Origin of the sequence: Pseudoalteromonas sp. SCSIO 43101 (genome assembly GCF_023650775.1) — a bacterium.
In the GTDB taxonomy this organism is placed as follows: domain Bacteria; phylum Pseudomonadota; class Gammaproteobacteria; order Enterobacterales; family Alteromonadaceae; genus Pseudoalteromonas; species Pseudoalteromonas apostichopi.
The window spans coordinates 249623-264969 of sequence record NZ_CP072674.1; the positions used below are offsets into that span (position 1 = coordinate 249623).

The 15347-nt window shown below is 38.8% G+C and carries 15 protein-coding genes; 8 read left to right on the forward strand and 7 right to left on the reverse strand.

Annotation, left to right across the window (positions count from 1 at the left end; genetic code table 11):
* Positions 1-33: 33 nt before the first annotated feature.
* Positions 34-663 (reverse strand): NAD(P)-dependent oxidoreductase, encoded by a 630-nt coding sequence (locus tag J8Z25_RS18230; RefSeq protein ID WP_130052832.1) that lies wholly within the window; start codon positions 661-663, stop codon positions 34-36.
* Between the two features lie 102 nt (positions 664-765).
* Between J8Z25_RS18230 and J8Z25_RS18235 the strand changes: the two genes are divergently transcribed.
* Positions 766-1650 (forward strand): LysR family transcriptional regulator, encoded by an 885-nt coding sequence (locus tag J8Z25_RS18235; RefSeq protein ID WP_250662293.1) that lies wholly within the window; start codon positions 766-768, stop codon positions 1648-1650.
* Between the two features lie 45 nt (positions 1651-1695).
* Positions 1696-1947, forward strand: a complete 252-nt coding sequence (locus J8Z25_RS18240) for a TIGR03643 family protein (protein ID WP_130052834.1) — start codon at positions 1696-1698, stop codon at positions 1945-1947.
* 2 nt (positions 1948-1949) lie between these two features.
* Here the strand turns inward: J8Z25_RS18240 and J8Z25_RS18245 are convergent, their stop codons facing one another.
* The 3 genes from J8Z25_RS18245 to J8Z25_RS18260 all read right to left on the reverse strand — a co-directional run bounded on the left by J8Z25_RS18245 (position 1950) and on the right by J8Z25_RS18260 (position 4929).
* The gene (locus tag J8Z25_RS18245; RefSeq protein ID WP_168990045.1) at positions 1950-2957 is read right to left on the reverse strand and encodes a PAS domain-containing methyl-accepting chemotaxis protein; all 1008 of its coding nucleotides are present in this window, start codon (positions 2955-2957) and stop codon (positions 1950-1952) included.
* Between the two features lie 289 nt (positions 2958-3246).
* Positions 3247-4566, reverse strand: a complete 1320-nt coding sequence (locus J8Z25_RS20890) for a methyl-accepting chemotaxis protein (protein WP_130053034.1) — start codon at positions 4564-4566, stop codon at positions 3247-3249.
* A gap of 108 nt (positions 4567-4674) precedes the next feature.
* The gene (locus tag J8Z25_RS18260) at positions 4675-4929 is read right to left on the reverse strand and encodes a YfhL family 4Fe-4S dicluster ferredoxin (protein ID WP_054562570.1); all 255 of its coding nucleotides are present in this window, start codon (positions 4927-4929) and stop codon (positions 4675-4677) included.
* A 373-nt stretch (positions 4930-5302) separates the two neighbouring features.
* Between J8Z25_RS18260 and J8Z25_RS18265 the strand changes: the two genes are divergently transcribed.
* Positions 5303-5665, forward strand: a complete 363-nt coding sequence (locus J8Z25_RS18265; RefSeq protein WP_250662294.1) for a hypothetical protein — start codon at positions 5303-5305, stop codon at positions 5663-5665.
* A gap of 69 nt (positions 5666-5734) precedes the next feature.
* Here the strand turns inward: J8Z25_RS18265 and J8Z25_RS18270 are convergent, their stop codons facing one another.
* Both J8Z25_RS18270 and J8Z25_RS18275 read right to left on the reverse strand, forming a co-directional pair.
* Positions 5735-6838: a cell division protein FtsZ gene (locus tag J8Z25_RS18270; RefSeq protein ID WP_250662295.1), complete on the reverse strand. Its 1104-nt coding sequence runs from the start codon at positions 6836-6838 to the stop codon at positions 5735-5737.
* A 61-nt stretch (positions 6839-6899) separates the two neighbouring features.
* Entirely contained in the window at positions 6900-7874 is a 975-nt protein-coding gene (locus tag J8Z25_RS18275; RefSeq protein WP_250662296.1) for a WYL domain-containing protein, read from the reverse strand.
* A gap of 99 nt (positions 7875-7973) precedes the next feature.
* Here J8Z25_RS18275 and J8Z25_RS18280 point away from each other — a divergent pair, with 99 nt between their 5' ends.
* From J8Z25_RS18280 to J8Z25_RS18300, 5 genes are all read left to right on the forward strand, one after another.
* Positions 7974-8873, forward strand: a complete 900-nt coding sequence (locus tag J8Z25_RS18280; protein ID WP_055022332.1) for an IS5 family transposase — start codon at positions 7974-7976, stop codon at positions 8871-8873.
* Positions 8874-9061: 188 nt separating this feature from the next.
* Positions 9062-9778, forward strand: coding sequence for a hypothetical protein (locus J8Z25_RS18285; RefSeq protein WP_250662297.1), 717 nt, complete (start codon positions 9062-9064; stop codon positions 9776-9778).
* A gap of 79 nt (positions 9779-9857) precedes the next feature.
* Complete coding sequence (locus J8Z25_RS18290; RefSeq protein ID WP_250662298.1) at positions 9858-10004, forward strand: restriction endonuclease subunit S; 147 nt, start codon at positions 9858-9860, stop codon at positions 10002-10004.
* Positions 10005-10096: 92 nt separating this feature from the next.
* On the forward strand, positions 10097-11554 hold the full coding sequence (locus tag J8Z25_RS18295) for a DUF262 domain-containing protein (RefSeq protein ID WP_250662299.1): 1458 nt from the start codon (positions 10097-10099) through the stop codon (positions 11552-11554).
* Positions 11547-13589: a DUF262 domain-containing protein gene (locus tag J8Z25_RS18300; RefSeq protein ID WP_250662300.1), complete on the forward strand. Its 2043-nt coding sequence runs from the start codon at positions 11547-11549 to the stop codon at positions 13587-13589. The genes J8Z25_RS18295 and J8Z25_RS18300 overlap by 8 nt, the downstream gene beginning before the upstream one ends.
* Before the next feature lie 298 nt (positions 13590-13887).
* Here J8Z25_RS18300 and J8Z25_RS18305 read toward each other — a convergent pair whose 3' ends face one another.
* Entirely contained in the window at positions 13888-15186 is a 1299-nt protein-coding gene (locus J8Z25_RS18305; protein WP_250662301.1) for a methyl-accepting chemotaxis protein, read from the reverse strand.
* Positions 15187-15347: the final 161 nt, after the last annotated feature.

Genomic DNA, 15347 nt, shown 5'->3' on the forward strand with positions numbered 1-15347 from the left:
ATACCATTTTATGAGCCTAAAAAAGGCTCGCTATTAGTAAGCAATACTAATACGTTGATTTAAATGTGCCGCCGACTTCGCTTCATCAAGCATCGCTTTAGCATAATCAGTAACTGATATTTTGCTTTCGCCGTTTGCATCAGTAAAGAAGCTATCGCCACCGACACGGTATGGGCCTTCTGAATTACCAGGGTAAATAACCGCTGCGGGTGATACAAACGTCCATAGTGTATCTGTTGTTGATGCTCTAAATACATCAAGCGCCTCGCCTTGAGCAATTGCTTCTGCTTTGTATTCAGCAGGAAAGTCAGGACTTGATACAAGGGTTACACCGGGTGCGACTTCTAAACTACCTGCACCGCCCACCCATAAAATGCGTGTGCCAGTACCTGCAAGCGCGTTTAGTAATTGCTTTGCTGTGTTTGCAACAATGTCATGGTTACCTAAAGCACGACCACCAATTGCAGCAATAACAACATCACTACCTGCAGCTGCAATTGCGATATCGTCTTTTGTTAAATCAAATTCAGTTACAGTGATGTTTTCTTGAGTTACTTTACTTGCGTCTCTTACTAATGCATTGACTTGATGACCACGTGCGAGTGCTTCTGATGTAATGTGGCTGCCAATCCAACCTGTTGTGCCAATAACTGCTAATTTCATGAGGAATGCTCCGTTGTTTGTTTCAATGATTGCAGTTTACTTGTTCACTAATTACTGATAAATACACTATATAGACACACATTGTTTCATATTAAGATACCAATGGATAAACTCAATTCTATTACTAGCTTTGTCGAAGTTGCCCGCACAGGCAGCTTTACTCAAGCTGCTGAGCATTTAGGTTTAAGCCGATTACAAGTTTCTAGGCATATTCAAGATATTGAAAAATGGCTAAATTTAAGGTTATTTCATCGCACAACACGCAAAGTGAGTTTAACCCTTCAAGGCGAAGAAGCCCTTAGCTATTGCCAGCAAATATTGAACCAAGTGTCTGATTTACAAAGCCGAGCACACAGCCATAACAACGAATTGGTAGGTACCATAAGAGTTGCCTCCCCCATTGGGCTTGGACAACATAAGCTGTTTGATGCCATTGAAGAGTTCACCAAACGCCATCCACAGACTCGATTTGAACTTTTACTTTCGGATAGTTTATCGCAGCTTGTTGATGACCGCGTTGATATAGCCTTGCGTTACATCCACCAGCCCGATGAAGGACTCATTGCACGCAAGCTAATGTATATCGCAACCGCAGTGTGTGCATCTAACGATTATTTATCAGCAAATCAAACGATAAATGAGCCCAGTGACTTAACCGCACATAATTGCCTTATTCATAACAAACACCATGTTTGGCAATTTCAACGCGACGACAACACACAAAAAGTGACTGTTAAGGGCAACATAGTTGCCAACGATATGGGCGTACTTCTAAAAGCTGCCAAACAAGGAATGGGGGTTGCTCACCTGCCTTGCGATCTCGCCAATGACTATTTGACATCAGGAGAGCTTGTTAAAGTACTGCCAGAGCATACAACTATGGGCTCTCACTTATGGGCGGTGTATTTGTCGCGTAACTTCCAACAAAATGTGGTGAGAGCGTTCATCGACTTTTTAGCAGAGCACTGGCAACAGGATATCTTATAATCTAAATCTGCTGCAGGTACGTATAAGCAACAAAAAGGAGTCGTAATGCAGCACTTAGAACATGAAATATCTCGTATCATCGAAATGGCATGGGAAGACAGAACCCCGTTTGAAGCAATCAACCAGCAATTTGGCTTAAATGAAAAAAGCGTAATCGCATTAATGCGTGAGCAGTTAACAAGCTCTAGTTTTAAACTTTGGCGAAAACGCGCGGCGGGCCGACAAACCAAACACTTAAAATTACGCCACCCTGATATATCTCGTGGTTATTGCAAAACACAGTATAAGCATAGATAAATTCACTTTATCTTTTGTGAAAACTGACCAACAGCTAAACTGCGACCTCGTGCCGCCGCACGAGCCGCTTCAACTGCAGCATTAAGTGCTAGTCCGTTTGTTTGATCTGCAATACTACTAATACTTCGTACAATGGCAGTCATTTGTTGAGATTGCTTATCGAGCTCAGTCATTTCAGCTGCTGCTTGTTTTATTTGTCTTGCTAAATCATTCATCACGCGGACCATTTCATCTAAACCTGTAGCATCTTGCTGCGCTGCATTATCGTTTTCAGCTGATATATTGTAAGCATTATCAACCGTTTGAAGCTCAGCTAATTCTCGATTTACTTGCTTACTGAGCACAGTAGCAAACTTAACGACTTTATAGAGCACGCCTTGCTCATTAAAAACAGGGTTATAGGTCGCTTCTAACCAAACTGGTTTTCCTAATTTATCTACACGTTTAAATCGTGTCGAAATAAAGAGGCCTTTTTTTAATTTAAGCCAAAACTCGGCATAATCTGTTGAATTAGCTTCAGCTGGTTCACAAAACATGCGGTGATGCTTACCGATAACTTCGTTCTTCGTATAACCAACACCAGCTAAAAATTGATCATTCACTTTTAAAACATAGCCATCTAAATCAAACTCAATGACCGCCATAGAGCGATTTATCGCTTGAACTAAGTCTTTATTTTCTCGCGATGTTTCAATTGTGCGAGTTAGTACACTGGCGTGAAGTGAAAACTTTTCAAAGCCTCGTTGCTTGCTCACAATCGGATGGAAAAATGCTCTTAACCAAACTTGTTGATCCTGTAAATTTAAAAGCTGTACGGCCCCAACCCAGGCTGATTTGTCTAAAATAGCTCGTTTTAAATGAAGGTAATGCCTTGTGGTTTTGGCATTATTAGGCACCAAATCAAGAATAGGTTTTCCTATTAGCTGTATTTCTGTATAACCAAGTTCAGCTAATACTTGTGTATTAGCAAATGTTATACGACCTTCCTTATCTAATTCCAGTGTAAACATTCTATTATCTAATGTATCTATGACTTGAGATACACTAAACAATTCATCCTCTAACTGAGCTATCCTTTTTTTCAATGGCTGGGTAAAAAACATAAAGCATCCCACCTTAAATACTTAAATCATCACAGAGTAGCTTGATAAGGACTACTTAATCTGTACCGTTCGATGATTTTAGCGTAAAAAAGTTGGGTAAATATCAACTTTCAAGACAATAGGAAGTTTCTTGAGGGAAAATAAGAAATGATTTAATTAAATAGCATTAAAAAAGCCTAGCTGTGTAGGCTTTTTGTCAGTGGTTAAGTTGGTTAGCGAATTGTCCAACCGCATCTACAACTTGTTGAGCGCCACGTTGTATATCCTCCATCATTTGACCTGACTCATTTGATAATGAGACACCTTGCTCGGCTTTTACCTTTCCTTGCTCTATAACCTTAACTGTATTTTGTGTAAGAGACTGATTATCGTTAACTACTTCAACAATTTCTTCTGTGGCTTTTGAAGTTCTCGATGCAAGCTGTCGAACTTCGTCAGCAACCACAGCAAAGCCTCTACCTTGCTCACCCGCTCGGGCAGCTTCGATCGCGGCATTGAGTGCCAGCAAATTTGTTTGCTCTGCAATACTACTAATACTTTGCACAATAGCAGCAATTTGTTGTGACTGTTTATCAAGCGCAGAAATTTCTTGTGCGGCTTGTTCCATCTGCTGAGCTAATTCATTCATAACCGTCATGGTGTTTTGTAACACCTCAGCCCCTTGTTGAGCCAGTTTATCAGTTTCTGTTGATGTGCCATATGCAATTTCGGCAGCTTGGGAGATTGCATTCTCACGATTAACTTGCTCAGTGATCACGGTTGCAAACTTCATTACTTTATAAAGCTCACCGAAATCATTAGAAATTGGGTTATATGAAGCTTCAAGCCAAACTTCATTGCCATGACGATCAACACGTTTAAAGCGATCAACAACAAACTCACCGCGCCTTAAACGCTGCCAAAACTTTTCGTACTCAGCAGATTCTGTAAGTTCTGGCTCACAAAACATGCGATGATGCTTACCGACAATCTCTTCTTTTTTATAACCCATACTCTCTAAAAACGGTTCATTTGCGTTAATAACCTTGCCTTCAAGGTCAAACTCTATAACCGCCATAGAACGATAAATAGCATTAATAGTGTCGCGCTGTTCACGAGAGGTAGAAATTGCATCAGTAAGTACAGTGCCGTAAATAGCAAAGTAATTAAGCTCCCCTTGCTCTGTGTGAACAGGATGAGCAATTAATCGCAGCCACTCAAGTTTGCCGTCATAACGGGTTATTTGTAAGTGCCCAACTCCATGCTGTTGATTTTCAATGGCGTTTTTTAAATCTTTAAACTGGTCAGTATTTTGACATTGTTCAGTAATAATATCCTGAAAGGGCGAGTCAATTAGCTGGCTTTGCGAGTAACCTAATTCATCTAAGAAGTTCTGGTTAATATAGGCCATTGTGCCATCAGCACGTAGTCTAAGCACCAGCATCTCTTCATCAATGCCTGAAGTAAGATCTTTTAACGGATAAAGTTCCGCCTTTAACGCATCAATTTCAGCCTGTAATGATTTGCTAAACCACATAAAACGCTCTGATTTCTTATTAACGTGTTGTTGTTCATAAAATTGTAGAACAATTAACACGGGGCGCCACTTTAAAATAAGTAAAAAGAATTAAGAAAAGTGATTTAACTAAGAAGCTTGAGAGGTCAATTTAACGTATTTCTCTGCCAGTTCATCTAACGTTTCACGATGATTTGGATCTGGCTTAATACAATCGATAGGACATACACTCACGCAAGTAGGGTTATCGTAATGCCCAACACACTCGGTGCATTTGTTAGGGTCGATTTGATATATCTTCGCGCCCATATAGATAGCCTCATTCGGACACTCAGGATCACACATATCACAGTTAATACATTTGTTATTGATGAGTAATGCCATGACAAACCTTTAAGCACGCTGATGGAGTATTGCCATTAAAATCTAACCTTGGATTTCAAAAGCAGTTAAAATTGCAGCCGCGTAATATAGATTGCTGCGAATGAAGTTTCTTTGATCTAGATCAAGTTTAAAAGTAGTTAAGATTCTCTAATCCGATATTACAGGACTAATGCACTGAGACTATCTATCTAACTAAGTTATGTGATGAGATAAGCGAGAGGTTTTATAACATCTAGAACTTGCTTACTCATACCAGTGGCAATAACAAGCGCTATATAAAAACTAAATTTTTTCGCAGAAATGAGCACTGAGGAAGGGTTCTAAATTGGGCTTAACCGAGTAATGTCGGGAAAAATAAATTTAGGAGCCCTTCATGAATAGTAAAGTTGGCATCTTTTGGTTTGCTGAAAACACATTAGTCTTTAAAGCTCAAAGTGCTATCGACTTAAAGCCAGATAAACTTGGATTTATTGATAGCACGCTGCAACACCAAGTTGAGTGGGAAGATAATAATATTTATCAATTGTTTGGTTTAATGCTAGACAACACTGACTACTACAACTTTCCCAGAGGTCGAGTTGTTTTTAATGTTGATCAAAATACCTCATACGTATACTTAGACAAAAGCTTGTTTAAAAAACATATAGTTAAAGAGATAAAAGCTAATTTTTCTTTACTAGATACAAATGTCAGGTTCTATACTGATCCTCATTACAATTGCTTTGGTAGTATTTAGAACAAATAAAATACTACCAAATAACTAAGCACAGATACGCAGAGCTAAATTGGTGGCAACCCTGTGAAACTACTTACCAGAGGGGGCTGGTGATTGACTACGTATAAAAGCCGGAATATCAAAAATATCACTTTGGCTAGATACAACAGCTTTAGCTTTTGTTGTTTGCTCTACTTTAGGTATTGTTTCATCTATGTTTTTGGCATGAATTAACTGACTTTTTGCACCTGTGGCTATGATGAGTATTTCAAAGTTATTCGCCAGACTCGTAATTTTAGAAGCACCACAAATAACCACTGCGTTAGGGCTAACTTGATGACGTACTGTATCCATTATGGTGTTGTAACTGCCTAATGAGATCTCATCAACACAATTGATTTGTACAATAACACCTGTACTTGTGCTCATATCAACACTGCTAACCAGAGGGTTACTCAGAGCTTGCGTAAGAGCCATTTGTAAATCGCTTTCATCTGCACACTTTCCAACCCCCAATACAGCATCACCTTGGGCGTCCATTACTCTTTGAAAGTCACGCAGATCTACGTTAATTAATCCCTGATAACACAGCATATCAATGAGTGAGCTAATTAAAGAATGTAAAATTTGATTGCTGTGCTTAAAGGCATCAAATAAGCCAATGTCATTGCCAAGCACCTCAATAAGTTGATCATTTGGTAAAGTGACAACAGCATTAGCGAACTGCTTTAATTCATCAAGCCCTTGCTCAGCTACTTTTCGCCTGAAATCCCCCTCACTGGTAAAGGGTAATGTTGCAATACAGATTACAGGCTTATTAAGATCTTTGGCTAACTTAGCTATGTATGGGCTAGCTCCTGTGCCAGTGCCACCTCCTAAGCCAGTTGCGCATAAGAGAATATCGCAACTTTTGATAAGCGTTAATAATTGCTCTTCACTTTCTTGTGCGGCGAGTAACCCTATTGCTGGGTCTGCGCCAGCGCCATAGCCGTTTGTAAGCTCAGCACCTATCAACACAAAATCATCACTTTGAGAGTGCTCTAATACAACCTTATCAGTATTAACGCAGTAAAACTTAGTTTGCGGGTTTTGAACCTCATTAAAAATAGTATTGACGGTATTACAACCGCAGCCACCAATACCAAATATGCCAATAGACAAGCCATCTAAATTCTCAACTAACTCAAACATCATTGCTCCTCATTTTTTAAAGAGCATAACAACAAGGTGCGTCAATTTTTGACGCATCTGAAAATCACAAGTTATAAGTGTTTGAAGCCTCATTTAGTTTTTTGATGACTCTGTTGCGTACAGCTTGAGGCTCTATTACCTCAAGCCAATGTGATGCTCTAAACAATTCACTTGTTAATTGCTCAGTGTCCTGCACATTGAATGTAAGCAGTGATGTTTTAGCATCTAACTTTTTCTGCTCTATTAACTCACCAAATTGCACAAACCCATGATTCAATGAAGACTGACACGGCACTTTGATAATCAAGTTAATACTGTCCTGACGCTTTCCTTTATTAATTGCAGATCTTAATGAGCTTAACTGCTCTAAACTTGGTTCACGCCGTGTCTTTTGTAATACTTTCACATTACGAATACGATAAACCGGCATCTGATAGCACTTGTCATGCAGCGTCCCTACCATAAACTGCGCCATAAGAATTCCGTTGTCTTCTTCAAGACCATAGAAACTAAGTTCAGGAAAAGCTAACCAGTGTGCCTGATCATATAAAACGCGATAAATCTCAGCACTTGCTGAACGATTATGTTTTATTGCATGCTCGATTTGTTCAACAACCTTGCTGTCGAGATTCACCTTAATCGAGCTATTACTTTTTAGGTTTAACCATTCAGGTTTGATGCCATTTAGTCGCTGCAATGCAATATCAGCTTTAGCATGAATTGCTTGTTTAATATCTACAGGAATATTCTGTGGCAGAAGCTGCTCAAGCAATAAGTAATGGTGAGCAAGCTCTGTACTGAGTATCGGGGAGTTTCCTCGCCACTCTTTACTAATAGACCATGCATAAGGTTTTGTTCGCGTATCTTTTTCAAGGCCAAAACAGCCTTGTTCGTATAAAGACTGAAGATCGCGTTGCAACATGCGTGTGGAGAGGTTCAAGCCACTATCAAAAAGCTTTTGTTTCAGTTGGATAATAGTGATAGAGCTTGGCTTTGAAGGCACAAGCTCTAGAATTGCTAAATGGCGCTGGGAGATCATGTAATTTTAATACTTCAGGGGCGTTGTTTCCTAAAAGTTTGAACTATCTTGCCAGCCTGTGATCAGATCATCTATATCCTACTAGCCCGTGCAACAACAATGAGCAAAATCACAAACTGGTCTCACTATAATCAAGCCCTCGTTAACCGCGGTAATATTCGCTTCTGGTTTGACGAAAAAGCAACGCGTCATTGGTATAACGAATGTACTCACGGCGGGCGTGGCCGCTCTAATCATTTCTCTGATCTTGCTATTGAAACTTGCTTAACACTCAAAGCTGTCTTTGGCTTGTCGTTCAGGGCACTACAAGGGTTCACACAATCGGTATTATCTTTGATGAAGCTTCCGCTTGAAGCCCCAACCTACAGTTGTCTGTGTAAGCGCAGTGCTGAGTTGAATATTAAATTTCGCAGTAAAGTCCGCACCACTGGATTTGTAGATATTGTAGTTGATAGCACAGGACTTAAGGTGTTTGGCGAAGGTGAATGGCATGCACAGAAGCACCACGTAAAGGCAAGAAAAAAGTGGCGAAAACTGCACCTTGCGGTGGATGCCAACACGCATGATATTGTGGGGGCGCAAATGACGCTCAGTAACGTCACCGACGGCGAGACCCTCCAAGATTTGATAAGACCATTACGTCGGCGTATAGATAGAGTGAGCGCTGATGGTGCTTATGATAGCCGCCGCTGCTATGCAGAAATAACTGAAAAAGGCGCGATACCTGTTATCCCGCCGAGAGAGAATGCACGGCTGTGGACTGATAAGCATCCACGCAATGAGGCTGTCATGTTGTGCAATAAGTTAGGAATCGCACAATGGAAAAAGCTCAGTGGATATCATGTGCGCTCATTAGCAGAAACAGCGATGTACCGTTTTAAACAGTTGATGGGGGCTAAGCTAAATGCGCGTGATTACAATCGCCAACTGGTTGAAGCGATGATCAAAGTGAAGGCGCTAAATAAGATCAACACCCTTGGTCTGCCTAAATATCAGTAAGTTAAGTGAGTTTATTAGAGAGCTGCATTTGATCAACAAGGCCTACTTCAGGATATAACTTGTGTACTACTTAAAGAATACTTTAGGTTTATCTGCACAAAAAACCTAATTAAAAACAATTGTAAATGATAAAAATTTTGTTATTTTACAATATGAATCAAGTATGATTAATTTTAAAGGAATTTAATATGGCAATTATTAGAAGGACGGGTAGTTCCTCAAATGCAATTCTAGTTTTAGAGTCTCCATGGGGGCTAGATGAAAAAGACAACAACAGAAGTTCAGTCGTTCCTTTCATGCAAGGTATCGCGAAGTATACTGGTGATACCGAAGTATTCCACGCAAATTTTTACGATAAAAAAAGCTTTGATTTTGCACTAGATTGCATCACAAGAGAAGGTTTCAAAAATACCATTATTTATGTTGCTGCTCATGGTTATAAAAATAAAATTGGTAATGTAAACGTAGAGCATATCCTCGCTGAAGTTTCCTACATATCAAAAAAACAAAACATTACAGGACTTCTATTTGGTTCATGCTTCATCGGCAAGAAAACTATTGAAATGGAAACATATATTCAAGAGTCTGGCCTTAGATGGTGTATGGGATATGCTTCATCTTGTAACTGGCTTGAAGGTACAATGATAGATGCAGCGATAATAGGTGCAATGATTTCTCTTGAAAATGTGGATTTCGAATCTAGAGATGAAATTAATTCCTCTTTTGCAAACGCAATCGCGCCTTTTGCAGAAAACTTTATCATTGGTGATGACTACTCTGAAAAACCTATATCTATTCGAGACTCACTCAAATTTGTTTGTCAGCCGGAAGGGAAAGGCTACCGAGCAAAAGAAGTGACTGATGAGGTGTTTGAGATCGCAAAAGAGCTTAGATTTCGTAGCTAAAACATAACTTTGGTGAGCGATTAGACAGTTATTACTTTTATATTTATTCAGTAACTTTTTCTACGATTGAATTATGCCTATGACTGCAAAGTCTTCTGTTGATTCTGTTCGCAGACAAATGATTGCTGATATATTGATTACATTACCATCAAAAGAAGAGCAAACCGCTATCGCCACCATCCTGTCAGATATGGATAACGAATCCAAGCTTTTGAAAAGCGCTTAGCGAAAACCCGCCAAATTAAACAAGGAATGATGCAAGAGCTACTCAAAGGCTATACACGCTTGACGTTTGAAAAAGAATAAGGATTGATGTCTATGGACAGCATTAACAAGCAAGTTATAAAGGTAAAGACTTTAGTTTCTTTACCTGACCTCTCTATTCCAGCCTATCAGCGGCCTTATAAATGGTCGCAAACAAACTTGGCTGATTTGCTCAGTGATTTAAAGGTATACCGAAAGAAATCGGCATACCGTTTAGGCTCTGTGGTATTTCACAAGCATTCTGACTCAGAAACCAAACAAGCACAGCTCGATATTGTTGATGGGCAACAGCGAACGCTTACCTTGGTTCTTTTGGTGAAGGCTTTAATAGATGAGCGGTTAAACTATAAGGTCCATGATTCCGAAATAAAGCGGCAAGATGTAAAAGACACGCTTGTCTCACTTGTTAAGCCTATAAATGCTTTCTTAGGGCGACAAGCCTTTAATAGTGATATTTCGCACCGAAATTTGCATCAAAACTTTATGGCGGCCAAACGCGCTGTTGCTCGAAGTGACTTTACAGAAGCTGATATCGACTTTTTATTAAATCACTGTGAAGTTGTCACCTTTGTCTTAGATGATGTTTCAGAGGCATTTCAGTTTTTTGATTCACAAAATGCCAGAGGCCGAGATCTAGACCCTCACGATTTGTTAAAAGCGTTTCATTTACGTGAATTTTCACAAAGCGAAAGTCAACTTAAAGCTGACTCGGTACGACATTGGGAAAGCTTAGAAAGTGAACAGTTGGCTCGTCTATTTGCCAACTATTTGTTCCGTATTCGCAACTGGGCACAAGGTAAGTCAGCGCAATATTTTAATAAATCAAAAGTCGGTTTATTTAAAGGTGTGAATCTTGACCAAGTTGGACTTTACCCCTATGTAGAACCGCTTCGTATAGCTCACCATTTTGTTGATGATTATAACGGGCAGTATCAGCGTCATATTGATCACCAACATATGCGTTTTCCTTTCCATTTAGATCAGATGATCATAAATGGCAGACGCTTTTTTGAAATGACTAGTCATTATCAACATAAGATTAATGAGATAGTCAGCGATGAGCGAAGTGGCAAACATAAGGCTAAAAATAGTGAAGACAAAATCCACACTATTCGCATATTGGATCACGAATTAGAACCATTAGCCAGTAAGATTCTACATACTCTAAACACCTACAGCTCTCGAATCCGCACTGGGGATGGTTATATACGTACTCTATTTGATTGTGCAGTGATTTTTTATCTAGATAAGTTTGGCGCACACCAGCTTTCGCAAGCGATAGAGAAGCTGTTTATTTGGGCATATAGCTGCCGATTACAAATGCAAGTCGTGGGAATAGAGCGCATGGATAAACACGCTCTTACACAAAATGTATTTGAACTTATAAAACAAGCGGTGCAACCAAGTGATGTTTTAAATTGGCCGTTAGGCACATTGAAAGCATCTGATTGTAAGGGTACCAAGCTGAGTGAGATCACAAAGCTGTTTAAGGAAATGAATTACTATGAGTAATACGCAAACACCAGACCTGCAATACAATGATGGAACTGTAAGTAAAGCAATAACCAGCTTTAGCGTTAAAGCATTACTTTGTGATAAAAGCCGCTATTTAGTCCCGATGTACCAACGAAACTATGCGTGGGGTGAAGGTGAAATAAACCAATTAATCCAAGACGTATTGGACTATCAGCAAAACAAACCTAACCAAACTTACTATATTGGCACACTGGTGGTGTTTGAGCGTGATGATGGCTACTTTGAAGTGATTGATGGGCAGCAACGTTTTACAACGCTCACGTTATTAGCTTTTGCTCTCAAACGCTTATCTTCTGCAAACAAATCGACGGTTGATATGGGCTGGTACAATGCACCCAACCTCAATTTTGAAAGCAGACAAAAATCATCAGTAACCTTTGACAGATTGTTTCATCGTGATTCTATAAAGTATTTAATAACGGATGAATATAATCAAGATCTCATAAATGGTTATACATTACTTGAAAAAGGTTTATTGGCTCTGGGTGATAAGCTAGAAGTTTTTTGCAAGTACCTGTTCAAAAACGTAGAAATAGCGCGTGTATCAGTTCCAAAAGATACCGACTTAAATCATTACTTTGAAGTAATGAATAATCGTGGTGAACAGCTCGAAAAGCACGAAGTCGTCAAAGCTAGGCTAATGTCAGTATTAAATGAAATTAATGACTCCGATGAGCGCGAACAGAGTATACAGCTACTCGGAAAAGTATGGAACGCAGCAGCGAATATGGAGCGTTACGTTCAATATGGCTTTAGCCCAGAAGAAAGGCACATTATATTTGGAAAAGAAGATTGGGGGCAATTTACACCAACGTGCTACGCTGATTTAGCCGCAAGCATTGGCGACGCAACTACTCAAATAAGCGAACACACCCAAACTATATCGCTGACGCTTAATGAGATATTAGCAAAGCCACCCCAGTCCTCTTCTAGCGCAGATATAACGCTAACACCAGAGCGTTTTAATAGCGTGATTAATTTTTCTAACTTCTTACTTCATGTGCTTAGCATATTAAACAAAGGTGTTTTAACTAATAAAATAATAGCGTTGGATGATAAGCGCTTGCTAGAGCAATTTGATGCCTATTTAAAAGACAACAGTAATGACAAAGTTAATGCTGTTAAAGAATTTGTATTTGCCTTACTCAAGTGCAAATACCTTTTTGATCAATACATTTTAAAACGTGAATTTAGTGACGGTAAAGATAAGTGGAGCCTGAAGAGGCTGCATTTTTACAATAGAGATAGCCAAAGTTATATCAATACATTTAATGATAACAATGAGTTAGAAAGCGAAGATGGGTTTGAAGGTAATAATCGTCAGATCTTAATGTTGTTAAGTGCATTGCATGTTTCCACTCCGACATTGGTTTATAAACATTGGTTAAATGGTGCATTGTTCCATTTATTCAATATGGATGAAATTACGCCTCGTCTTTATTTACAAAAGCTCGAACACTTAGCTCGCCAATTTGTATATGGTCGTTTTTTAAGTGAATCGCCTTCTGATTACTATCAAATGATTTATAAAAACGAGAGTTATTCAGCATTTGATTTAAGTAACCAGCAAGCTATGGGTAGGCTCCATTATGGAGTGATTGAAAATAATTTAGTGTTTAACTATCTCGATTATTTGTTGTGGTGTGATGGTCTTCAAAAAAAGAAAGATGATGTAATTACTCAGTTTGAATTTACTTTTCGAAGCTCTGTTGAACACTTTTATCCTCAGCATCCACTTGATGGGCACCGTATGCTAGCCGATGCAGACCTGCATCTATTTGGTAATTTGTGTCTGATAAGTCACAGTAAAAATTCAAAATTAAGTAACTTACAACCAACTGCTAAACGCGATCACTTTAAAGCCGCCATTGCTGATAAAAGCATCGATACTCTAAAACTGTATGAAATGATTAAGCTAATGAATACTGCTAGCGAGTGGACTGAAGCTCAAATAGCCGAGCATGAACAAAGCATGTTAACGGTATTCGTTAACGACTCGAAAAGGAATTAGATAATGAGTATTATAGGTCACTTAAAGAGAACAACTCAAAACCGAGTTGTTAACTTTTTAAGGAACTGCTTGATTACGACTTTCTAGGTAATTGGCAATATAGTGAGGGTAACAGCAATATAGAAAAGATTTACCGACCAAATAGCTCAAAGGTCATGGAATTGCTGATGCCTTAATTTAATTAGTTCATAATTAAGTTTCAAAAAGATACTCTCAATAAAATTTAGCAAGGCTTTTACCAAGCCTACTTCAAATAAAAATGAGTAGCACACTACTCCCTTATTCTATATCCCTTTAGCTAAAGGTTCGTTTTAAATTGCCCTACGGCCTCAACCACTTCTTTTGCACCTTTTTGAATATCATCGATTACACTGCCTGCACTATTAGATAACTCTAATGCATCTTTTGCTTCTACTAAGCTAGACTTAATTTGAGTTACCGCATCTTGTGTTAGTACTTTATTCTCAGTCACAACGCCTATTATCTGTTCAGTGGCGGTACTTGTTCTTGATGCTAATAGCCTTACTTCATCAGCCACAACTGAAAAACCGCGCCCTTGCTCCCCTGCTCTTGCTGCTTCTATTGCAGCATTAAGTGCTAATAGATTCGTTTGGTCTGCAATGCTTTTAATGCTATCAACCAGTTCGGCTACTTTAGCTGACTGTACATCTAACTTATTGATGCTTTCGCTCGCTATTTCGAGTTTCTTAGAAAGAGCGTTCATAGTTGATATTGTTTGCTTTACAACCTCTAAACCATTTTCAGCATCTGCGTCTGTTTGTTTTGAGATATCGAAAGCAATCTCTGCAGTCTGAGAAATAGCTTGCTCTCTTCTCATTTGCTCAGTAATGACAGTCGCGAACTTAGCAACTTTATATAAATCACCATTGTCGTCATGAATCGGGTTATATGAGGCTTCAAGCCATACCTCATTACCACGACTATCAATCCTTTTAAAACGATCTGAAATAAAGCGCCCTTGCTTCAACTCAGACCAAAGCTGCTTATATGCACTCGACTCAACTTCATGTGGGTCACAAAACATACTGTGGTGTTTTCCTAGAATTTGACTTTGAGAGTAACCCATAGCATTTAAAAAATTGTCGTTTGCATTGAGTATTATGCCTTCTAAGCTAAACTCAATAGCTGCGGAAGAGCGACTTAGAGCAGCAAGCATGTCTTCTTTTTCTCTTGATTGAGAAATTGTTCTTGTGAGTTCTGCAGAGTAAACGGCTAGCTCACCATTAATTGGTTGTGCAATGCTTCTTAGCCACAATTCACGATCTGTTTTAGTTTTTAATTGTAAGGCGCCATGCCAGTGGTTTAAGTTATTTATTGCCAAAAGTAGTTTTTGTGTATGTGGCTTATTAATTGATTTTTTAAGAATCAAATCATTAAAGTTTTTCCCTATTAACTCATCAACTTTAGAGTCTAATGCAGCTGCAAATAGCTCATTAACTTCAATGATGGTGCTATTTTTACTCAGTAAAAAGTACAGCATCTCTTTTTTGAGATCTTTCTGTATATTTTCATATTCCGCTGCTTGCTCTTTTAAGTAAGTATTTTCGGATAACAGGTTACGATTAGTAAACCACATTTAATATGTTCCTTAAATTAAGAACTTAACTCATGAAGATATTTGTATCATCGTACAAATAAAAATGGTGATTAGAAGTACATTAGGTTGAACGATTAATTAGAAGACAGATAAATTAATTCTGAGATTCAAATATTGATCAAAGAGTCTTTATACTGCTC

Bases quoted from the DNA above. Each gene is read 5' to 3' on its own strand.
- J8Z25_RS18305 (WP_250662301.1), bottom strand. From the start codon at position 15,186: ATGTGGTTTACTAATCGTAACCTGTTATCCGAAAATACTTACTTAAAA.
- J8Z25_RS18240 (WP_130052834.1), top strand. From the start codon at position 1,696: ATGCAGCACTTAGAACATGAAATATCTCGTATCATCGAAATGGCATGG.
- J8Z25_RS18245 (WP_168990045.1), bottom strand. From the start codon at position 2,957: ATGTTTACACTGGAATTAGATAAGGAAGGTCGTATAACATTTGCTAAT.
- J8Z25_RS18270 (WP_250662295.1), bottom strand. From the start codon at position 6,838: ATGATGTTTGAGTTAGTTGAGAATTTAGATGGCTTGTCTATTGGCATA.
- J8Z25_RS18290 (WP_250662298.1), top strand. From the start codon at position 9,858: ATGACTGCAAAGTCTTCTGTTGATTCTGTTCGCAGACAAATGATTGCT.
- J8Z25_RS18230 (WP_130052832.1), bottom strand. From the start codon at position 663: ATGAAATTAGCAGTTATTGGCACAACAGGTTGGATTGGCAGCCACATT.
- J8Z25_RS18265 (WP_250662294.1), top strand. From the start codon at position 5,303: ATGAATAGTAAAGTTGGCATCTTTTGGTTTGCTGAAAACACATTAGTC.
- J8Z25_RS18235 (WP_250662293.1), top strand. From the start codon at position 766: ATGGATAAACTCAATTCTATTACTAGCTTTGTCGAAGTTGCCCGCACA.
- J8Z25_RS18295 (WP_250662299.1), top strand. From the start codon at position 10,097: ATGGACAGCATTAACAAGCAAGTTATAAAGGTAAAGACTTTAGTTTCT.
- J8Z25_RS18260 (WP_054562570.1), bottom strand. From the start codon at position 4,929: ATGGCATTACTCATCAATAACAAATGTATTAACTGTGATATGTGTGAT.
- J8Z25_RS18280 (WP_055022332.1), top strand. From the start codon at position 7,974: ATGAGCAAAATCACAAACTGGTCTCACTATAATCAAGCCCTCGTTAAC.
- J8Z25_RS18275 (WP_250662296.1), bottom strand. From the start codon at position 7,874: ATGATCTCCCAGCGCCATTTAGCAATTCTAGAGCTTGTGCCTTCAAAG.
- J8Z25_RS18285 (WP_250662297.1), top strand. From the start codon at position 9,062: ATGGCAATTATTAGAAGGACGGGTAGTTCCTCAAATGCAATTCTAGTT.
- J8Z25_RS20890 (WP_130053034.1), bottom strand. From the start codon at position 4,566: ATGTGGTTTAGCAAATCATTACAGGCTGAAATTGATGCGTTAAAGGCG.
- J8Z25_RS18300 (WP_250662300.1), top strand. From the start codon at position 11,547: ATGAGTAATACGCAAACACCAGACCTGCAATACAATGATGGAACTGTA.